Here is a 21,261-nt window from a genome sequence, read left to right on the forward strand (position 1 = left end):
ACCCTTTTTCCCAATCCGTGTATGACAAAACGTATGAGTCTCACAGTGAACTTCATTCGTTTGAATGAGAAAATCAGACGAAAGCTAAATATTTGTTGTCAAGGTGTAATGGAAACGGTAAAAGCGGCTAACATTTAAAGGGATGGGTGACATCCTGGCGTTGTCGGAGGAGTAATTTCATGATGATACGTGAGCATATAGAAGATAAATTAAGGGCAGCGTTCAACCCTGTGTTCCTCGAAGTCGTCGACGAAAGCTATCGTCATAACGTGCCGGCAGGTTCTGAAAGCCACTTTAAAGTGGTTCTGGTTAGCGATCGCTTCACGGGAGAACGTTTCCTGAATCGACATCGCTTGATCTACAGCACCTTGACGGAAGAACTCTCCACGACCGTGCATGCGCTGGCACTGCATACCTACACCATTAAGGAATGGGAAGGCCTGCAGGATACGGTTTTCGCATCGCCGCCCTGTCGCGGTGCAGGCACTATCGCCTGATAAATCGGATTTGCAACGGCTGGAGCTTTTCCAGTATGTTGCTTACAGATTTCCTCAAAACGGCCTCCGGGCCGTTTTGTTTTGTCTGAGTTTTGAGCGGATGGTGCGATTTTAAGGCTAAAAATAGCCTTAAAGTGTGAAAAAAGCCGCAGCAACATGCCCCAACCGTTCTCGACTCACCTAAGTGATGCCGCTATAATGCCGCGTCTTATTGAATGTCTTCGGGATGATTCTGGCGACAGGGAATGTGAATCTGCACTAAGAGAGCATCCCGGTATAACAGACAGATTCAGAGTTGACCGAGCACTGTGATTTTTTTGAGGTAACAAGATGCAAGTTTCAGTTGAAACCACTCAAGGCCTTGGCCGCCGTGTAACGATTACTATCGCTGCTGACAGCATCGAAACTGCTGTGAAAAGCGAGCTGGTCAACGTAGCAAAAAAAGTACGTATTGACGGCTTCCGCAAGGGCAAAGTACCAATGAATGTTGTTGCTCAGCGTTATGGCGCTTCCGTGCGTCAGGATGTGCTGGGTGAACTGATGAGCCGTAACTTTATTGATGCGATCATCAAAGAAAAAATCAATCCGGCCGGCGCGCCTAACTACGTTCCAGGCGAATACAAACTGGGCGAAGACTTCACCTACTCCGTAGAGTTCGAAGTGTACCCGGAAGTTGAGCTGAAAGGTCTGGAATCTATCGAAGTTGAAAAACCAGTTGTTTCCGTGACTGACGAAGACGTTGACGGCATGCTGGATACCCTGCGCAAACAGCAGGCGAACTGGAAAGAGAAAGAAGGCGCTGTTGACGCTGAAGACCGTGTCACCATCGACTTCACCGGTTCTGTAGACGGCGAAGAGTTCGAAGGCGGTAAAGCGTCTGACTTCGTACTGGCGATGGGCCAGGGGCGTATGATCCCAGGCTTCGAAGACGGTATCAAAGGCCACAAGGCTGGCGAAGAGTTCACCATCGACGTGACCTTCCCGGAAGAATACCACGCTGAAAACCTGAAAGGGAAAGCAGCGAAGTTCGCTATCAACCTGAAGAAAGTTGAAGAGCGCGAACTGCCAGAACTGACTGAAGAATTCATCAAGCGTTTCGGCGTGGAAGATGGTTCCGTAGCGGGCCTGCGTACCGAAGTGCGTAAGAACATGGAACGCGAACTGAACGGCGCGGTGCGTAACCGCGTGAAATCTCAGGCGATCGAAGGTCTGGTGAAAGCCAACGAAATCGACGTTCCAGCTGCCCTGATCGACAGCGAAATCGACGTTCTGCGTCGTCAGGCTGCACAGCGTTTCGGTGGCAACCAGCAGCAAGCGATGGAACTGCCACGCGAGCTGTTCGAAGAGCAAGCGAAACGCCGCGTTGTTGTTGGCCTGCTGCTGGGCGAAGTAATTCGTACCCACGAGCTGAAAGCTGACGAAGAGCGTGTGAAAGGCCTGATCGAAGAGATGGCTTCTGCATACGAAGATCCATCAGAAGTGATCGAGTTCTACGGTAAGAACAAAGAGCTGATGGACAACATGCGCAACGTTGCCCTGGAAGAGCAGGCTGTTGAAGCGGTACTGGCGAAAGCGAAAGTGACCGAAAAAGCGACCTCTTTCAACGAACTGATGAACCAGCAGGCGTAATTTCGCCCCAACGGTTTAAAGTTTGAACAGAAAACCCGTTGCCTTGCGGCAGCGGGTTTTTTTTATCGCAGCGATAGCCCAGGAAGAGTGCTAAAACGCCCTTTCGGTGTTAGCGTAACAACAAAAGGTTGTTATGCTTGAAATAGGGCACTGTGAACCCCATAAGTACGTAATCATGATGAATGAGACTGGCTGATAATCCGTCCGTAAGGTTACAATCAGTACAGCAGGTGTTTTCAATTTTGATCCAGGAGACGGAAATGTCATACAGTGGCGAACGAGATAACTTTGCACCCCATATGGCTCTGGTGCCAATGGTTATTGAACAGACCTCACGTGGTGAGCGTTCTTTTGATATCTATTCCCGTCTGCTCAAGGAACGCGTTATCTTTTTGACCGGCCAGGTGGAAGACCACATGGCTAACCTGATCGTGGCGCAGATGCTGTTTCTGGAAGCGGAAAACCCGGAAAAAGACATTTACCTGTACATTAACTCCCCGGGTGGCGTGATTACAGCAGGAATGTCCATTTATGACACCATGCAATTCATCAAGCCTGATGTAAGCACTATCTGTATGGGTCAGGCTGCATCAATGGGTGCGTTCCTGTTAACAGCAGGGGCGAAAGGTAAGCGTTTCTGCTTGCCAAATTCCCGCGTGATGATTCACCAGCCGCTGGGCGGTTACCAGGGGCAGGCGACGGATATCGAAATCCACGCCCGCGAAATTCTGAAAGTAAAAGCGCGCATGAATGAACTTATGGCGCAGCATACGGGTCAACCACTCGAGCAGATCGAGCGCGATACCGAGCGCGATCGCTTCCTCTCTGCTCCAGAGGCAGTTGAGTACGGCTTAGTCGACTCCGTGTTGACCCATCGTAATTGATGCCCGCGACGCGAGTGTGCCGCTATACTAAGGTAGGGCGGCACGCTGCTGATTGCAGCTTGCGTCTTAGAATGGCATTTGCGTCGTCATGTGCGGCACAAAGAACTTAAAAAGAGGTTTGGACTCATGACAGATAAACGCAAAGATGGTTCGGGCAAACTGCTGTACTGCTCTTTTTGCGGCAAAAGCCAGCATGAAGTGCGTAAACTGATTGCCGGGCCGTCCGTGTATATCTGCGACGAATGTGTCGATTTATGTAACGACATCATTCGCGAAGAGATTAAAGAAGTCGCACCGCACCGTGAGCGCAGCGCGCTGCCAACGCCGCATGAAATTCGTCATCACCTTGACGACTACGTCATCGGACAGGAGCAGGCCAAGAAAGTGCTGGCGGTAGCGGTCTATAACCACTACAAACGTCTGCGTAACGGCGACACTAGCAATGGCGTAGAACTGGGTAAAAGTAACATTCTGCTGATCGGCCCAACCGGTTCCGGTAAAACGCTGCTGGCTGAAACCCTGGCGCGCCTGCTTGATGTTCCGTTCACGATGGCGGATGCCACCACCCTGACCGAGGCCGGTTATGTGGGTGAGGACGTCGAAAACATCATTCAGAAACTGCTGCAGAAGTGCGATTACGACGTACAGAAAGCCCAGCGCGGGATTGTTTACATCGATGAGATCGACAAGATCTCCCGTAAATCTGACAACCCGTCCATTACCCGTGACGTATCGGGTGAAGGCGTACAGCAGGCACTGCTGAAGCTGATTGAAGGTACGGTTGCTGCCGTTCCGCCACAGGGTGGTCGTAAACATCCGCAGCAGGAGTTCCTGCAGGTTGATACCTCCAAGATCCTGTTCATCTGTGGTGGCGCGTTTGCTGGTCTGGACAAAGTCATCTCCCACCGTGTTGAAACCGGCTCCGGCATTGGTTTTGGCGCAACGGTGAAATCGACGTCCGAAAAACCAAACGAAGGCGAACTGCTGTCTCAGGTTGAACCGGAAGATTTGATCAAATTCGGTCTAATCCCTGAATTCATCGGCCGTCTGCCGGTTGTGGCAACGCTGAATGAGCTGAGCGAAGACGCGCTGATCCAGATCCTGAAAGAGCCGAAAAATGCGCTGACCAAGCAGTATCAGGCGCTGTTCAATCTGGAAGGCGTTGATCTGGAATTCCGCGACGAAGCGCTGGATGCTATTGCCAAGAAAGCGATGATCCGTAAAACCGGTGCCCGTGGTCTGCGTTCAATTGTTGAAGCGGCACTGCTCGACACCATGTACGATCTTCCGTCGATGGAAGACGTTGAGAAAGTGGTGATTGACGAGTCCGTCATTAGCGGTCAAACCAAGCCGCTGCTGATTTACGGCAAACCGGAAGCGCAGCAGGCATCTGGCGAATAATTAACCAAATCATACAAGCAGTTAATCAAAAAGGGGGGATTTTATCTCCCCTTTACTTTTTCCGTATTCATAGCGTTGAATGTGTGGGAAACATCCCCATATACTGGATACATGTTAATGGTTATGTGAAGCACAGTGACATGACCAGCTTACCTGGCGGACACTAACTAAGAGAGAGCTCTATGAATCCTGAGCGTTCTGAACGCATTGAAATCCCCGTATTGCCGTTGCGCGATGTGGTGGTTTATCCGCACATGGTCATACCCTTATTTGTAGGGCGGGAAAAATCTATCCGTTGCCTCGAAGCCGCCATGGATCATGATAAAAAAATCATGCTGGTGGCGCAGAAAGAAGCATCAACGGATGAGCCGGGTGTAAACGATCTTTTCACCGTCGGGACCGTGGCCTCTATTTTGCAGATGCTGAAGTTGCCTGACGGCACCGTAAAGGTGCTGGTAGAAGGCCTGCAGCGTGCGCGTATTACCACTCTGTCAGACGACGGCGAGCACTTCTCTGCAAAGGCAGAGTACCTTGATTCGCCTGAGCTTGATGAGCGTGAACAGGAAGTGCTGGTTCGCACCGCGATTAGCCAGTTTGAAGGCTATATCAAGCTGAACAAGAAAATTCCACCAGAAGTGCTGACGTCGCTGAACAGCATCGACGATCCTGCGCGTCTGGCGGACACCATCGCTGCACATATGCCGCTGAAGCTGGCTGACAAGCAGTCCGTGCTGGAAATGTCCGACGTTAACGAACGTCTGGAATACCTGATGGCGATGATGGAGTCTGAAATCGATCTGCTGCAGGTTGAGAAGCGCATTCGCAACCGCGTGAAAAAGCAGATGGAGAAATCTCAGCGTGAGTACTATCTGAACGAGCAAATGAAGGCCATTCAGAAAGAACTGGGCGAGATGGACGACGCGCCGGACGAAAACGAAGCGCTGAAGCGTAAGATCGACGCGGCGAAGATGCCGAAAGAGGCGAAAGAGAAGGCTGAAGCAGAACTGCAGAAGCTGAAAATGATGTCTCCAATGTCGGCTGAAGCGACCGTTGTACGCGGCTACATTGAGTGGATGGTGCAGGTTCCGTGGAACGCCCGCAGCAAGGTCAAAAAAGACCTGCGTCAGGCGCAGGAAATCCTGGATACCGATCACTACGGTCTGGAACGCGTGAAAGACCGCATTCTTGAGTACCTCGCGGTACAAAGCCGTGTAAACAAAATCAAAGGTCCAATTCTGTGCCTGGTAGGACCGCCGGGGGTGGGTAAAACCTCTCTGGGTCAGTCCATCGCCAAAGCGACCGGACGTAAGTATATCCGTATGGCGCTGGGTGGCGTACGCGATGAAGCGGAAATCCGCGGTCACCGCCGTACCTACATCGGTTCTATGCCGGGTAAACTGATCCAGAAGATGGCGAAAGTGGGGGTTAAAAACCCGCTGTTCCTGCTCGATGAGATCGATAAGATGTCGTCGGACATGCGCGGTGACCCAGCGTCTGCACTGCTGGAAGTGCTAGATCCAGAACAGAACGTGGCCTTCAGCGATCACTACCTGGAAGTGGACTACGACCTGAGCGATGTGATGTTTGTGGCGACCTCCAACTCCATGAACATTCCGGCCCCGCTGCTGGACCGTATGGAAGTGATCCGTCTCTCCGGTTATACCGAAGATGAGAAGCTGAACATCGCTAAGCAGCACCTGCTGCCGAAACAGATTGAGCGTAACGCGCTGAAAGCCAACGAGCTGACCGTCGAGGACAGCGCGATTATCGGCATCATTCGCTACTACACCCGTGAAGCGGGCGTGCGTAGCCTTGAGCGTGAAATCTCGAAACTGTGTCGTAAAGCGGTGAAACAGCTGCTGCTGGATAAGAGCCTGAAACACATTGTGATTAACGGCGACAATCTGCATGCCTATCTCGGCGTTCAGCGCTTCGACTACGGTCGCGCGGACAACGAAAACCGCGTTGGCCAGGTGACCGGCCTGGCATGGACGGAAGTGGGCGGCGATCTGCTGACCATCGAAACCGCCTGTGTCCCGGGCAAAGGCAAGCTGACCTACACTGGCTCGCTGGGTGAAGTGATGCAGGAATCCATCCAGGCGGCGCTGACCGTGGTGCGCGCGCGCGCGGAGAAACTGGGTATCAACCCTGATTTCTACGAAAAACGCGACATCCACGTGCACGTTCCGGAAGGGGCGACGCCGAAAGATGGCCCAAGCGCGGGTATTGCTATGTGTACCGCTCTGGTTTCCTGCCTGACAGGTAACCCGGTGCGTGCCGATGTGGCAATGACCGGTGAAATTACGCTGCGTGGTCAGGTTCTGCCGATTGGTGGTTTAAAAGAAAAACTGCTGGCGGCACACCGCGGTGGGATCAAAACCGTATTGATCCCTTACGAAAACAAACGCGATCTGGAAGAGATTCCGGACAATGTGATTGCCGACCTGCAGATCCATCCTGTGAAGCGAATTGAGGAAGTTCTCAGTCTCGCACTGCAGAATGAACCCTCCGGAATGCAGGTTGTAACCGCAAAATAGTGACCTCGCGCAAAGAGCGTCAATAAAAACAAGGCTGGTAAGTCATTTCGCACTTGCCAGCCTTTTTTTGTATAGCTAATTTAGATTGCTGATTAGGTCCGTCATCAACAACGGGTGTTGTAAGGTCATGGCAGGCCTGATATAACTGCTGCGCGGTCGCGTTGTGAAGGATTCAGGCGCGATATAAATTATAAAGAGAGGAAGAGAACAGTGAATAAATCTCAACTGATTGACAAAATTGCTGCGGGTGCTGATATTTCTAAAGCTGCAGCTGGACGTGCGTTAGATGCCTTAATTGCTTCTGTTACTGAATCTCTGCAGGCTGGGGACGACGTTGCACTGGTAGGTTTCGGTACTTTTGCTGTTAAAGAGCGTGCTGCCCGTACTGGCCGCAACCCTCAGACCGGTAAAGAGATCACCATTGCTGCTGCTAAAGTGCCGGGTTTCCGTGCAGGTAAAGCGCTGAAAGACGCAGTAAACTGATTGCTTTCCCGTTTCAGGGAAGCCGGAAAGTACAAGGGCGCATCATTTGATGTGCCTTTTTTGTTTGTCCAGACCTGATTTGTGCGAGTTTATGCGAGTTGTGGGCTGACAATCGCCCCGTTTTCTTGTCACAATACGCCTTCACGCGCGACGGGCAGGATTTTCCGTAAGCGTCAGGTAACCAGTCACCTACAGCGGAGTGTTGTTACACCATGATGGACAGCTTACGCACGGCTGCTAACAGTCTCGTGCTCAAGATTATTTTCGGTATCATTATCGTGTCGTTCATATTGACCGGCGTGAGCAGTTACCTTATTGGCGGTGGCGCAAACTATGCCGCAAAAGTGAATGGCCAGGAAATCAGCCGTGGTCAGTTCGAGAATGCTTTTGCCGGTGAACGTAACCGTATGCAGCAACAGCTGGGCGACCAATTCTCTGAACTGGCGGCGAACGAAGGGTACATGAAGACCCTGCGCCAACAGACACTGAACCGTCTTATCGACGAAGCGCTGCTTGATCAGTATGCCAAAAAACTGGGCCTTGGCATCAGCGATGAGCAGGTGAAAAAAGCCATCTTCTCCACGCAAGCCTTCCAGTCTAACGGTAAATTCGACAACGCGCGTTACAACAGCATCGTCAATCAAATGGGGATGACGGCCGACCAGTACGCTCAGGCGCTGCGTAACCAGCTGACCACCCAGCAGCTCATCAATGCCGTCGTGGGCACCGATTTCATGCTCAAAGGTGAAACGGATGAACTGGCCGCGCTGGTGGCGCAGCAGCGTGTTGTACGCGAAGCGACCATTGATGTGAACGCCCTGGCGGCGAAACAGCAGGTGAGCGACGCTGACGTTAACGCTTACTACGAGCAGAACAAGAATTCCTTTGTTTCTCCAGAGCAGTTCCGCGTGAGCTACATCAAGCTGGATGCGGCCGCGCTGCAGGAAACCGCGTCTGATGCTGAAATCCAGTCTTACTACGATCAGCATCAGGATCAGTTCACTCAGCCGCAGCGTAACCGCTACAGCGTAATTCAGACGAAAACCGAGGCTGATGCTAAAGCGGCGCTGGATGAGCTGAACAAAGGCGCTGATTTCGCGACCGTTGCGAAAGCGAAATCCACCGACATTATCTCTGCGAAGAACGGCGGTGATATGGGCTGGCTGGAAGATGCGACCACGCCTGACGAGCTGAAAAATGCCGGTCTGAAAGAGAAAGGCCAGCTTTCTGGCGTCATTAAGTCTTCCGTTGGTTTCCTGGTCGTGCGTCTGGACGACATCACCGCGGCGAAAACCAAGCCGCTGGCTGACGTTCGTGATGATATCGCGGCGAAAGTGAAACAGGAAAAAGCGCTGGATGCCTACTACGCGCTGCAGCAGAAGGTAAGCGATGCTGCCAGCAACGACAACGAATCTCTGGCAGGTGCAGAGCAGGCGGCGGGCGTGAAGGCGGTTGAGACGGGCTGGTTTGGTCGTGACAACCTTCCGGAAGAGCTGAACTTCAAACCGGTTTCCGATGCCATCTTCAACGGTGGTCTGGTGGGCGAAAACGGCACGCCGGGCAGTAACTCTGACATCATTACCGTCGACGGCGATCGTGCGTTTGTGTTGCGCGTCAGCGAGCACAAGCCAGAAGCGGTCAAACCGCTGGCGGAAGTGAAGGATCAGGTCGTCGCTCAGGTTAAGCACAACAAAGCGGAACAGCAGGCGAAACTGGATGCTGAGAAGATTCTGTCCGATCTGAAAGCGGGTAAAGAAGACGCGCTGAAAGCAGCTGGCCTGAGCTTCGGTGAAGCGAAAACGCTGAGCCGTACCGGCCAGGACCCAATCAGCCAGGCCGCGTTTGGTCTGACTCTGCCTGCGAAGGACAAGCCAAGCTTTGGTACCACCACCGATACGCAGGGTAACGTCGTTCTGCTGGCGCTGGATGAAGTAAAAGCCGGCACCCTGCCAGAAGCGCAGAAGAAAGCGATGGTTCAGGGAATTACCCAGAACAATGCCCAGATTGCCTTCGAAGCCATGATGAGTAACCTGCGTAAAGAAGCCAAAATCAAGCTGGGTGATGTAATGACTCAGCAGCAGTAATTACGTGTCTGCTCGCAGATTTTCGTAACGCTCTGCAAAAACTAAAGGCCGCTTTCGCGGCCTTTTCCATTTCTGCAATCTGCTGTTTGTGCCGGTTTTATCTGGCGGCTATTGTGACCTGGCTGTCAACAAACAAGGAGATACAGCATGAAATGTGGAATCAAAGCACTGTTAATTACGCTGGCTATTGCCACCACCGGGATGAGCGCGGGTGCGATGGCGTCGGCCCCTGCAGCCAAAACACAAGCTACGCAGAGCAAGTCCGACGCGGCAGCGCCGGTGCAAGGGCAAACCAAAGCGACAGATGCCGGTAAAAATGCGGATGATGAAGGTACGCGGGTCAGTATCAATTCGGCCTCAGCGGAAGATCTCGCCCGTGCGTTGAACGGCGTGGGCCTGAAAAAAGCGCAGGCCATCGTCAGCTACCGCGAAGAGTATGGTCCTTTCAAAACGGTCGACGATCTCAAGCAGGTGCCGGGCATGGGCAGCGCGCTGGTTGAGCGCAACCTCTCACACCTGACGCTGTAATTACGCAATTTCTTGCACTGCGGCAAAATTTTGCCAGGATAAAGAGGTCATACCAGTTATGACCTCTCTTCCTACAATAACAGTAAAGGCTATTGCGCTATGCAGACAAAAATCAAAGTACGCGGTTTTCATCTCGACGTTTATCAGCATGTGAACAATGCTCGCTATCTTGAGTTTCTTGAAGAAGCGCGCTGGGACGGGCTGGAAAACAGCGAAAGCTTTCAGTGGCTGACCGCGCACAACATCGCGTTTGTGGTCGTCAATATCAACATCAACTACCGCCGTCCAGCCGTGCTGGGTGATGTGCTCACGGTCACCAGCCAGGTGCAACAGATCAATGGCAAAAGCGGGGTCTTAAGCCAGGTGGTGACGCTCGATCCAGAAGGGCAGGTGGTCGCAGATGCGTTGATCACGTTTGTCTGTATCGATCTGAAAACGCAGAAAGCGCTGCCGCTGGAAGGGGAACTGCGGGAAAAGCTGGAGTTGATGATCGTGTAAGACATGTTAAGGCGTACTCGTGCTGTCGACACCTGTTTGCGACAGCACGGTCAAGTAGCCCTATTTAAGACCGGTCTTTTTCTGCATCGCGGCCATCACGCCGGATTTATCGGCAAGATAGTGGTTTAGCCCGTTAGCGCGCAGATTACAGGCCGCGCACTGGCCGCAACCGTCGCCTTTGATACCGTTATAGCAGGTAAGCGTTTCGCTGCGAACAAGGTCCAGCTTGCCCCAGTAGTCCGCCAGCGCCCAGGTTTCGGCTTTATCCAGCCACATGAGCGGAGTTTCAAAGCGCGTCTCTTTCGCCATCCCCAGATTGACGGCGTGGTTTAACGCTTTTACGAACTCATCACGACAGTCCGGGTAGCCGGAGAAGTCGGTCTCGCACACGCCCGTGATCACCGCTTCGGCTTTTACCTGGTAGGCGTAGATCGCCGTCAGAGTCAGGAACAGGATATTACGGCCCGGCACGAAGGTATTTGGAATGCCGCTGGCATCGGGTTCATAGTCTGGCACAGGAATACTGTCGCGGGTGAGGCTGCTCACGGCCAGTTCATTTAACAGCGTAACGTCCAGCACCTTGTGCGCGCGTGCGCCCAGTTTCAGGGCAAGTTCACGGGCAACGTCGATTTCAGCGCGATGACGCTGACCATAATCGAAAGTGACACAGTGAACTTCATCGTACTGATGAAGGGCCTGGACCAGGCAGGTAGTAGAGTCTTGTCCTCCGCTGAACACGACGACGGCACGTTTCATAAATCATCTCGACTGTTACGGTAAAAACGTTATGTTACCGTCTGACCACGACGGCGACCAGCTTCTTCACGATTTGGGCGCGGGCAACCAGGCTTCGGTAAAGTCAAACCAGCCGCGGGTGTTGAGGCGTATACCATTCACGCCAGGCGGAGCACTGATTTGGTATTGATAATTAAAGAGTGGCGTCAGCACCGCACTCTCCATTAACCGGTTAAAGATGGCTTGCAGTCCCGCGTGTCTATCCCGAGCCTCGGCCTGAGTCTGTACCGCATCCAGCGTGGCTTGCAGATGGGCGTAAGCCGGTGCGCTAAGAACGTGCGGCCAGAGGGCATCGCAGCGCAGCCACTGTTCAAGCGTATATTCCGGCGCTTCGCCAATCAGCCTGTCCCCCATCATGATGTCTGCATCGGCAAGCTCCAGGCATCCGTCCCACGTCTTGGCGTCGTGAAAGATGACGGTCAGTTCACACCCCTGTAGCGCCAGGTATGCCTTCAACTGGCTGGCCATGGTGTGAAGCTCAACAGGGAGATGGTAAACCAGCGTCAACGCTTCAGGGAGGGTGACGTCCGATAAATCAGGCCATTCGGGGATTGTCCAGTCGGGAAGCAGTTCCTGGGTGGGTGTGATGAGCCCTTCGTTTAGCGGAAGTGTGTGAAGAAGCCTGGAGAGATGAATGATATTGATAAGCCGCTTTGCCTGGATCTCACTCAGGTGCGCGCTCTGTTTTAGCGTGAGGTAACAGAACCCCAGGCTGGTGCTGCTGCTTACCAGCCGCAGACTTTCCAGCTCGTCGGCCTCGCCGATCGCGATTTGCACCGGGTGGCGACAGCTGGTGCCCAGGCTGTAATCAAAAAGCTGGGGAGTGATCCAGTATTCGATGGCTTTGAGCAGCGGATGGCTCAGGTGATACTGCTCATGGCTTTCCAGACGAACCAGGTCGGGCTCAAAGGCGGCCAGCCGAAACGGGCCACTGCCAACCACAGGATGGTCGGGATGCGCCAGACGGCTACAGTAGGTTGCCAGCCTGTGCGGCAGCCAGTAGTCCGGTTGATGCAGCGTAAACGTCAGACACTGTGGATGCGTTGTTTCGATACATAAGACGCTCTGAAACAGAGTGCGCAGGGCAGGAAGCGTCAACAGCGCTGTCAGACTTCGCTGGAGTTGCGGCGTTTCTATTTTATCGCCGTTATGCCAGTGCAGGGTGGAGCGAATGTAGAAATGCCAGCGCAGGCCGTCAGCAGAGACATCCCAGTGATGCGCCAGATCGCCCGTAGGTTCACTGCTATTACCGTTAAAACGCGTCAGGCCTGAGAAGACCTCTCCCGCCAGATGCTGCTCTGCCCGGCCCGGTAAAAAACCCGGCTGAAGCGGCTCCAGCGAGCGATAGTAGGGGATGCGCAGCGTCGGCGTGTCGTTTTGCCACTGCCCGCCCAAAAAAGGATGCAGTAATGACCGCAGCGCTTCAGGGGCAAGCTGCGCCAGTTCCAGCGCGTTGTGCTGCTGCCCGCTTTTCAGCGCTTCTTCCATCATCGCATTGCGCAGTGACTCCGGGGCGACATGGAACGTGAGCTCACCGCGCTTACCGCGGCCAGACTGCGCTCGCCAGCTGAGCCAGCCCGCCTCCTGGGCCTGGCGCAGCAGGGTTCGGACATGCCGCTCGCTACAAAAACAGCGGGCGGCCAGCTCGCTGATGGTGACCTGTTGCGTTGCACCCTGCGAAGGCTGCCAGAGGCGGTGATACTGGTTGAGTCGATTGAGCTGGCGCATAAGAAACCCGGAACAATAATTTTCATCTATTCACTATTACTTCCGTATATCTCACACGATACTGTTGCACAAGTTAACCGCATCACATTTCGGGAGTAATCATGGCTCGGCTAGCTGCATTTGATATGGACGGTACGCTGTTAATGCCGGATCACCGTTTAGGGGAAAAAACCCTGAACACGCTGAAGCGCCTGCGCGAGCGTGATGTCACCCTGACGTTTGCCACTGGCCGCCATGTGCTGGAGATGCGCCATTTGCTGGGCGCGTTTTCCCTCGACGCCTTTCTGATCACCGGCAACGGGACGCGAATTCACTCCGTAGAAGGCGATGTGCTGCACCGGCAGGATCTCAACCCGGAAGTGGCGGACATCGTGCTGCACAGCACCTGGGACACGCAGGCCAGTATCCACGTCTTTAACGATCGGGGCTGGTTTACCGGACGTGAAATTCCTGAACTGCTGCACGCGCATGTATACAGCGGTTTCAAATATCAGCTTATCGATCTGCGTCGGATCCCCGCTCATGCGGTAACCAAGATCTGCTTCTGCGGCGATCATGACGATCTGTGCCGCTTAAGGATTCAGCTGAATGAGGCGCTGGGCGACCGGGCGCACCTGACCTTCTCGGCGGTGGATTGTCTGGAAGTGCTGCCGGTGGGTTGTAACAAAGGCTCCGCTCTGGCGGTACTCAGCGACCACCTGGGCTTAACGCTGCAGGAGTGTATGGCGTTTGGTGACGCCATGAACGACCGCGAAATGCTGGGTAGCGTAGGTCGCGGTCTGATCATGGGGAATGCGATGGCGCAGCTGAAAGCAGAACTTCCCCATCTGCCGGTTATTGGCCACTGCCGCAATGAAGCAGTGTCCCATTTTTTGACGCATTGGCTGGACAACAATAATCTCCCGTATTCCCCCGAATAGTGAGACCCTTCCAGCAAGCCAGACTTCGGTCTGGCTTTTTTTATTTCACCAGGTCTGCAATCTGCGCTTTCCACGGGGCGATATCGCCGATGTTGGCCTGCACCCACTCCGCGTTGTAGTAGGTATCGAGATAACGCTCGCCGCTGTCGCACAGCAGCGTGACGATGGAACCGGTGCGGCCCTCTTCGCGCATACGGGCGGCAAGCTGCAGTGCGCCCCACATATTTGTGCCCGTCGATGCACCCACCTTGCGCCCCAGCTGCGTTTCCAGCCAGTGAGCCGTTGCCACGCTTGCGGCATCCGGCACGCGCATCATCTCATCCACGACGTCGGGGATGAAAGAGGGCTCCACGCGCGGGCGGCCAATCCCTTCAATTTTACTGCCCACCGGGCTGCGCAGCTCCGCATTGCGGTTTTGCCAGTAGTCGAGGAAGACGGAGTTCTGCGGGTCAACCACCATCAGCTGGGTATCGTAGCCCTGACAGCGAATATAGCGTCCAATCGTGGCTGACGTGCCGCCGGTACCGGCGCTCATGACGATACAGGACGGAACCGGATGCGGTTCGTGGGTCATCTGGCGGAAAATGCTGTCGGCAATGTTGTTATTGCCGCGCCAGTCCGTCGCGCGCTCGGCGAAGGTGAACTGGTCCATATAGTGGCCGTTCAGCTCACGGGCCAGCATTTCGGAGGCGGCGTAGATTTCGCAGGCGCTTTCCACAAAGTGGCAGCGACCGCCGTAAAATTCGATCTGTTCGATTTTGCGTTTTGCGGTGCAGGACGGCATCACCGCGATAAACGGCAGGCCCAGCAGGCGGGCGAAATAGGCTTCGGACACCGCCGTTGAACCGGACGAAGATTCAATAATAGTGGTGCCTTCTTTAATCCAGCCGTTACATAAACCGTATAAAAACAGCGAGCGCGCCAGGCGATGCTTCAGGCTACCGGTGGGATGGGTGCTTTCATCCTTCAGATAGAGCTGAATGCCGTCAAATCCCGGCAGGGAAAGGCGAATCAGGTGCGTATCCGCCGAGCGCTGATAGTCGGCATTGATTTCGCTGATCGCATGTTTAACCCAGGTGCTATTCATCGTCGTTATCCGTTTGTCATTTTGTGCCTAGGATAGCGAAAAGCACAGAAAAAATTGTTGCTATCTGGCCTTTAAAATAGAATGAAGAGAGAAAAATTTTCTCTGTGAGGTGGGTATGCTAGATAAAATTGACCGCAAGCTCCTTTCATTGCTGCAAAATGACTGTACCCTCTCTTTGCAGGCGCTGGCAGATGCCGTTAATCTGACCACCACTCCGTGCTGGAAGCGCCTTAAGAAGCTAGAAGATGACGGCATTCTTCTGGGGCGCGTCGCGTTGTTAGATCCCGAAAAACTGGGGCTTGGGCTGACGGCATTTGTGCTGATAAAAACCCAGCATCACAGCAGCGAGTGGTATTGCCGCTTCGTTACTCAGGTGTCTGAGATGCCCGAAGTGCTCGGTTTCTGGCGTATGGCCGGAGAGTATGATTACCTGATGCGCGTCCAGGTGGCCGACATGAAGCGCTATGATGATTTCTACAAGGGGCTGGTGAACAGCGTTCCGGGTCTGTCGGACGTCACCTCAAGCTTTGCCATGGAACAGATTAAATACACCACAGCATTACCCATTGAATAACTTCGTAAAATACCTTCAGGAACAAACCGCGTGCGATTATTTGCCCAATTAAGCTGGTACTTTCGTCGGGAGTGGCAACGCTACCTCGGTGCAGTCGCCCTGCTTATTATTATTGCCATCCTGCAGCTGATCCCGCCGAAAGTGGTGGGGTACGTCGTGGATGGGGTCACCGAACAGCATTACACCACCGCACGGGTGTTGATGTGGGTCGGCACGCTGGTGCTGACGGCGGTCATTGTTTATCTGCTGCGCTACGTCTGGCGCGTGCTGCTGTTTGGTGCGTCCTATCAGCTGGCCGTTGAGCTACGTGAAGATTTTTACCGCCAGCTGAGCCGACAGCATCCCGAATTTTATCTTCGTCATCGCACCGGGGATCTCATCGCCCGCGCGACGAACGACGTCGATCGCGTGGTCTTTGCCGCCGGGGAAGGAGTGCTGACGCTGGTGGACTCGCTGGTGATGGGCTGTGCGGTGCTGATCGTGATGTCCACGCAGATCAGCTGGCAGCTGACCCTGCTCGCCCTGCTGCCGATGCCGATCATGGCGCTGGCGATCAATCGCTATGGCGAACAGCTGCACGAGCGCTTCAAGCTGGCGCAGGCGGCGTTTTCGTCTCTGAACGATCGCACCCAGGAGAGCATGACCAGCATCCGCATGATCAAAGCGTTTGGCCTGGAGGACCGTCAGTCTGCGCTGTTTGCCGCCGATGCGGCAGACACCGGGGCGAAAAACATGCGCGTCGCGCGTATCGACGCCCGTTTTGACCCGACGATTTATATCGCAATCGGCATGGCAAATATGCTGGCCATTGGCGGCGGAAGCTGGATGGTGGTGCAGGGCACGCTTACCCTGGGGCAATTGACCAGCTTTGCGATGTATCTGGGGCTCATGATCTGGCCGATGCTGGCGCTGGCCTGGATGTTTAACATCGTGGAGCGCGGCAGCGCTGCCTACAGCCGCATTCGCGCCATGCTGGCCGAAGCGCCGGTGGTCATCGACGGTAGCGAGGCCGTACCGGAAGGGCGCGGCGCCATGACCGTCGACGTCCGCAAGTTTGTCTACCCGCATACGGAGCATCCGGTGCTGGAGAACGTTAGCTTTACGCTTCAGCCGGGCCAGATGCTGGGGATCTGCGGCCCGACGGGATCCGGCAAAAGTACCGTGCTCTCTCTGCTTCAGCGCCACTTTGACGTCACCGAGGGCGATATCCGCTTTCACGATATCCCCCTGACCAGACTGCTGCTGGACGAGTGGCGCGGTCGCCTGGCGGTCGTCAGCCAGACGCCGTTTTTATTTTCGGACACCGTGGCAAACAACATTGCCCTGGGACGCCCCGGGGCGACGCAGGAAGAGATTGAACATGTGGCGCGTCTGGCCAGCGTTCATGATGATATTTTGCGTCTGCCGCAGGGGTACGAAACGGAAGTCGGGGAACGCGGCGTCATGCTGTCCGGCGGGCAAAAGCAGCGTATATCGATTGCCCGCGCGCTGCTGCTGAATGCTGAAATTCTGATCCTGGATGATGCGCTTTCCGCCGTGGACGGCCGTACCGAGCATCAAATTCTGCATAACCTGCGCCAGTGGGGCGACGGACGCACGGTGATTATCAGCGCCCACCGCTTGTCGGCGCTCACCGAAGCCAGCGAAATTGTGGTCTTACAGCACGGGCACATTGCCCAGCGCGGGCAGCATGAAACGCTTGCCGAGCAGCCGGGCTGGTATCGCGATATGTACCGCTATCAACAGCTTGAGGCGGCGCTGGATGATGCGCCGGAGCAGGATGAGGAGGCCGCTAATGCGTAAGCTCGGAACGATGTGGCCGACGCTCAAACGTCTGCTGGCCTACGGCTCGCCGTGGCGTAAACCGCTCTCCGTGGCCGTGCTTCTACTCTGGATTGCGGCGATTGCTGAAGTGAGCGGTCCGCTGCTCATCAGCTATTTTATCGACAACATGGTCGCCAAAAGCTACCTTCCGCTGGGGCTGGTGGCGGGCTTAGGCGTGGCCTACGTTGGCCTGCAGCTGGCGGCGGCAGGGCTGCACTATGCGCAGTCGCTGCTGTTTAACCGCGCAGCCGTGGGCGTCGTTCAGCAGCTGCGTACGGATGTGATGGACGCGGCGCTTCGCCAGCCGCTCAGCGAGTTTGACATCCAGCCGGTCGGGCAGGTGATTTCGCGCGTGACCAACGATACCGAGGTGATCCGCGATCTGTACGTTACCGTGGTCGCGACGGTGTTACGCAGCGCGGCGCTGATTGGCGCGATGCTGGTGGCGATGTTCAGCCTCGACTGGCGCATGGCGCTGGTGGCGATCACCATCTTCCCGGCGGTGCTGATTGTCATGGTCATTTACCAGCGTTACAGCACGCCGATCGTGCGTCGGGTGCGCGCGTATCTGGCCGACATTAACGATGGCTTCAACGAAGTGATCAACGGCATGAGCGTCATCCAGCAGTTCCGCCAGCAGGCGCGCTTTGGCGAACGCATGGGGGAAGCCAGCCGTTCGCACTACATGGCGCGTATGCAGACGCTGCGGCTTGATGGTTTCCTGCTGCGTCCGCTGCTGAGCCTTTTCTCGGCGCTGGTGCTTTGCGGGCTGCTGATGCTCTTCGGGCTGAGCTCAAACGGTACGATTGAAGTGGGCGTGCTGTACGCCTTTATCAGCTATCTCGGGCGTCTTAACGAGCCGTTGATCGAGCTTACCACCCAGCAATCGATGCTGCAGCAGGCGGTGGTCGCCGGTGAGCGCGTGTTTGAGCTGATGGACAGGCCGCGCCAGGCCTACGGCAATGACGAGCGACCTCTGCAAAGCGGGACTATCGCCTTTGATAACGTCTCGTTTGCCTATCGCGAAGACCGGCTGGTGCTGCAGGACATCACGCTCGACGTTCCGTCGCGCTGTTTCGTGGCGCTGGTAGGGCATACCGGCAGCGGTAAGAGCACGCTTGCCAGCCTGTTGATGGGCTATTACCCGGTCACGCACGGCGAAATCCGCCTCGATGGGCGCCCGCTCGCGTCTCTCAGCCACACCGTGTTGCGTAAAGGCGTCGCGATGGTGCAGCAGGATCCGGTCGTGCTGGCCGATACCTTCTACGCCAACGTGACCCTGGGGCGAGACTACTCCCAGGAGCAGGTCTGGGACGTGCTGGAAAAAGTGCAGCTGGCAGAGCTGGCGCGCGGGTTTAGCGATGGGATCAATACCAAACTGGGCGAGCAGGGGAACAATCTCTCCGTCGGGCAAAAGCAGCTCCTGGCGCTGGCGCGGGTGCTGATTGAAACGCCGCAGATACTGATTCTGGATGAAGCCACGGCCAGTATTGACTCCGGCACCGAACAGGCCATTCAGCAGGCGCTGGCCGCCGTACGCGACCATACGACGCTGGTGGTGATTGCCCACCGTCTTTCCACCATCGTCGATGCCGATACCATTCTGGTGCTACATCGCGGACAGGCCGTTGAACGCGGTACGCACCGTGAACTGCTGGAAGCCAAAGGGCGCTACTGGCAGATGTACCAGCTGCAGCTGGCGGGCGAAGAGCTGGCGGCCAGCGTGCGTGATGAAGAGTCGCTTAGCGCCTGATGCACCAAAATGAGGCGACGCGCTAACAGTCATTCCTGTTGGTGCAAAACTGAAACGCACCGTGCACCGGCATGGTGCGTTTTTTTTCACCTGTTCGTTTATTACGGCCGCGTAATGCTCTGTGCGCCGCCGTTCCCCCTCGTTTTCATTTCTGGCACACCCCTTGCAATACCTTCTGCGTAAGCTGCGGCCATTACCGAATTCTGACTGGAGGGGATCTATGAAGCTGGTTACGGTTGTAATCAAACCATTCAAACTCGAAGACGTGCGTGAAGCGTTGTCTTCAATGGGTATTCAGGGACTGACTGTCACCGAAGTGAAAGGCTTTGGTCGTCAGAAGGGTCATGCCGAGCTTTATCGCGGGGCGGAATACAGCGTTAACTTTCTGCCAAAAGTAAAAATTGATGTCGCGATTGCTGACGATCAGCTTGATGAAGTCATTGATGTCATTAGCAAAGCGGCTTATACCGGCAAAATTGGCGACGGCAAAATTTTCGTTGCCGAACTGCAGCGCGTCATTCGCATCCGTACCGGCGAATCTGACGAAGCGGCATTGTAAATAACGCCTGGCACACAGTGATAGGGATCGAGAAAATGAAGATAGCAACACTTAAAACGGGTCTGGGTTCGCTGGCGCTGCTGCCGGGCCTGGCGCTGGCTGCTACCCCTGCGGTGGTCGACAAAGCCGATAACGCCTTTATGATGATCAGCACCGCGCTGGTGCTGTTCATGTCAATTCCGGGCATTGCGCTGTTCTACGGCGGCCTGATCCGTGGCAAAAACGTTCTCTCCATGCTGACGCAGGTTGCTGTGACGTTCGCACTGGTCTGCGTGCTGTGGGTGGTTTACGGTTACTCGCTGGCGTTCGGTACGGGCAACGCGTTCTTTGGTAACTTCGACTGGGTGATGCTGAAAAATATTGAGCTGACCGCGCTGATGGGCAGTTTCTATCAGTACATCCACGTTGCGTTCCAGGGCTCCTTCGCCTGTATTACCGTCGGGCTGATTGTGGGCGCGCTCGCCGAGCGTATCCGTTTCTCTGCCGTGCTGATCTTCGTGGTGGTCTGGATGACGCTCTCCTATGTGCCGATTGCGCACATGGTCTGGGGTGGCGGTCTGCTGGCAACGCACGGCGCGCTGGACTTCGCGGGCGGTACCGTTGTACACATCAACGCCGCGGTAGCGGGTCTGGTGGGTGCCTACCTGATTGGCAAACGCGTGGGCTTCGGTAAAGAAGCGTTTAAACCGCACAACCTGCCGATGGTGTTTACCGGTACGGCTATCCTCTACTTTGGCTGGTTTGGCTTCAACGCCGGCTCGGCAAGTGCAGCAAACGAAATCGCCGCGCTGGCCTTCGTGAACACCGTTGTGGCCACGGCGGGTGCAATCCTCTCCTGGGTGTTTGGCGAGTGGGCGGTACGCGGTAAACCGTCACTGCTGGGTGCCTGCTCGGGTGCCATTGCCGGTCTGGTTGGCATTACGCCAGCATGCGGTTATGTCGGCGTGGGTGGCGCGCTGCTGGTCGGCCTGGTGTCCGGTCTGGCGGGTCTATGGGGCGTGACCGCACTGAAACGTGTGCTGCGCGTTGACGACCCATGCGATGTGTTTGGTGTTCACGGCGTGTGCGGTATCGTGGGTTGTATCATGACCGGTATCTTCGCCGCGAAGTCGCTCGGTGGCGTGGGCTACGCAGAAGGCGTGACCATGGTTCATCAGGTGCTGGTGCAGCTGGAAAGTATTGCAATCACCGTTGTCTGGTCTGCCGTTGTGGCCTTCATTGGCTATAAGCTGGCGGATATGACGGTGGGTCTGCGCGTACCGGAAGAGCAGGAGCGCGAAGGCCTGGACGTCAACAGCCACGGCGAGAATGCGTATAACGCCTGATAAACAGCAAAACGGCAACTTCGGTTGCCGTTTTTAGTGTGTATTCCCTCTCCCCGTGGGAGAGGGTCAGGGTGAGGCCATCAGGCCGCACAAGGCAAAAGCAAAACGGCAACTTCGGTTGCCGTTTTTAATGTGTATTCCCTCTCCCCGTGGGA

Annotated in this window: 18 protein-coding genes; 15 read left to right on the forward strand and 3 right to left on the reverse strand. The window is 55.1% G+C overall.

Features of this window, described 5'->3' with window-relative positions; genetic code table 11:
• Positions 1 to 179 precede the first annotated feature (179 nt).
• From bolA to USF70_RS00745, 9 genes are all read left to right on the forward strand, one after another.
• Entirely contained in the window at positions 180 to 497 is a 318-nt protein-coding gene (bolA, locus tag USF70_RS00705) for a transcriptional regulator BolA (RefSeq protein WP_021241655.1), read from the forward strand.
• A gap of 330 nt (positions 498 to 827) precedes the next feature.
• On the forward strand, positions 828 to 2,126 hold the full coding sequence (gene tig / locus USF70_RS00710; protein ID WP_023310569.1) for a trigger factor: 1,299 nt from the start codon (positions 828 to 830) through the stop codon (positions 2,124 to 2,126).
• A gap of 260 nt (positions 2,127 to 2,386) precedes the next feature.
• Positions 2,387 to 3,010 (forward strand): ATP-dependent Clp endopeptidase proteolytic subunit ClpP, encoded by a 624-nt coding sequence (gene clpP / locus USF70_RS00715; protein ID WP_010428105.1) that lies wholly within the window; start codon positions 2,387 to 2,389, stop codon positions 3,008 to 3,010.
• Positions 3,011 to 3,136: 126 nt separating this feature from the next.
• The gene (gene clpX / locus USF70_RS00720; protein WP_024906819.1) at positions 3,137 to 4,411 is read left to right on the forward strand and encodes an ATP-dependent protease ATP-binding subunit ClpX; all 1,275 of its coding nucleotides are present in this window, start codon (positions 3,137 to 3,139) and stop codon (positions 4,409 to 4,411) included.
• A 182-nt stretch (positions 4,412 to 4,593) separates the two neighbouring features.
• Positions 4,594 to 6,948: an endopeptidase La gene (gene lon, locus USF70_RS00725; RefSeq protein ID WP_023334706.1), complete on the forward strand. Its 2,355-nt coding sequence runs from the start codon at positions 4,594 to 4,596 to the stop codon at positions 6,946 to 6,948.
• Positions 6,949 to 7,158: 210 nt separating this feature from the next.
• The gene (hupB, locus tag USF70_RS00730; RefSeq protein ID WP_002444653.1) at positions 7,159 to 7,431 is read left to right on the forward strand and encodes a nucleoid-associated protein HU-beta; all 273 of its coding nucleotides are present in this window, start codon (positions 7,159 to 7,161) and stop codon (positions 7,429 to 7,431) included.
• Positions 7,432 to 7,643: 212 nt separating this feature from the next.
• A complete protein-coding gene (ppiD, locus tag USF70_RS00735; protein WP_033144773.1) occupies positions 7,644 to 9,515 on the forward strand; it encodes a peptidylprolyl isomerase in 1,872 nt (623 codons plus the stop codon).
• 147 nt (positions 9,516 to 9,662) lie between these two features.
• Positions 9,663 to 10,043, forward strand: a complete 381-nt coding sequence (locus USF70_RS00740) for a helix-hairpin-helix domain-containing protein (protein WP_232938506.1) — start codon at positions 9,663 to 9,665, stop codon at positions 10,041 to 10,043.
• A 99-nt stretch (positions 10,044 to 10,142) separates the two neighbouring features.
• On the forward strand, positions 10,143 to 10,541 hold the full coding sequence (locus USF70_RS00745; protein ID WP_032646165.1) for a YbgC/FadM family acyl-CoA thioesterase: 399 nt from the start codon (positions 10,143 to 10,145) through the stop codon (positions 10,539 to 10,541).
• Positions 10,542 to 10,601: 60 nt separating this feature from the next.
• Here the strand turns inward: USF70_RS00745 and queC are convergent, their stop codons facing one another.
• Complete coding sequence (gene queC / locus USF70_RS00750; RefSeq protein WP_023310577.1) at positions 10,602 to 11,297, reverse strand: 7-cyano-7-deazaguanine synthase QueC; 696 nt, start codon at positions 11,295 to 11,297, stop codon at positions 10,602 to 10,604.
• 66 nt (positions 11,298 to 11,363) lie between these two features.
• Positions 11,364 to 13,064 carry an SgrR family transcriptional regulator gene (locus tag USF70_RS00755; protein ID WP_320735166.1) on the reverse strand — a complete coding sequence of 567 codons (1,701 nt, stop codon included), beginning with the start codon at positions 13,062 to 13,064 and terminating at the stop codon, positions 11,364 to 11,366.
• A gap of 101 nt (positions 13,065 to 13,165) precedes the next feature.
• Between USF70_RS00755 and cof the strand changes: the two genes are divergently transcribed.
• Positions 13,166 to 13,984: an HMP-PP phosphatase gene (cof, locus tag USF70_RS00760; RefSeq protein ID WP_039263943.1), complete on the forward strand. Its 819-nt coding sequence runs from the start codon at positions 13,166 to 13,168 to the stop codon at positions 13,982 to 13,984.
• A gap of 40 nt (positions 13,985 to 14,024) precedes the next feature.
• Here the strand turns inward: cof and USF70_RS00765 are convergent, their stop codons facing one another.
• A complete protein-coding gene (locus USF70_RS00765; RefSeq protein WP_048975527.1) occupies positions 14,025 to 15,071 on the reverse strand; it encodes a PLP-dependent cysteine synthase family protein in 1,047 nt (348 codons plus the stop codon).
• A gap of 115 nt (positions 15,072 to 15,186) precedes the next feature.
• Between USF70_RS00765 and USF70_RS00770 the strand changes: the two genes are divergently transcribed.
• From USF70_RS00770 to amtB, 5 genes are all read left to right on the forward strand, one after another.
• Positions 15,187 to 15,645: an Lrp/AsnC family transcriptional regulator gene (locus tag USF70_RS00770; RefSeq protein ID WP_320735167.1), complete on the forward strand. Its 459-nt coding sequence runs from the start codon at positions 15,187 to 15,189 to the stop codon at positions 15,643 to 15,645.
• A 30-nt stretch (positions 15,646 to 15,675) separates the two neighbouring features.
• Positions 15,676 to 17,448, forward strand: coding sequence for a SmdA family multidrug ABC transporter permease/ATP-binding protein (locus USF70_RS00775; RefSeq protein WP_087822098.1), 1,773 nt, complete (start codon positions 15,676 to 15,678; stop codon positions 17,446 to 17,448).
• Positions 17,441 to 19,222: a SmdB family multidrug efflux ABC transporter permease/ATP-binding protein gene (locus USF70_RS00780; RefSeq protein ID WP_320735168.1), complete on the forward strand. Its 1,782-nt coding sequence runs from the start codon at positions 17,441 to 17,443 to the stop codon at positions 19,220 to 19,222. Before USF70_RS00775 ends, USF70_RS00780 begins: the two co-directional genes overlap by 8 nt.
• A gap of 220 nt (positions 19,223 to 19,442) precedes the next feature.
• On the forward strand, positions 19,443 to 19,781 hold the full coding sequence (glnK, locus tag USF70_RS00785; RefSeq protein WP_008503304.1) for a P-II family nitrogen regulator: 339 nt from the start codon (positions 19,443 to 19,445) through the stop codon (positions 19,779 to 19,781).
• A 35-nt stretch (positions 19,782 to 19,816) separates the two neighbouring features.
• Positions 19,817 to 21,106, forward strand: a complete 1,290-nt coding sequence (amtB, locus tag USF70_RS00790; RefSeq protein WP_023310584.1) for an ammonium transporter AmtB — start codon at positions 19,817 to 19,819, stop codon at positions 21,104 to 21,106.
• Positions 21,107 to 21,261 lie beyond the last annotated feature (155 nt).

The sequence above is a fragment of the Enterobacter sp. 237C8 genome (genome assembly GCF_034106865.1).
Lineage (GTDB): Bacteria > Pseudomonadota > Gammaproteobacteria > Enterobacterales > Enterobacteriaceae > Enterobacter > Enterobacter asburiae_B.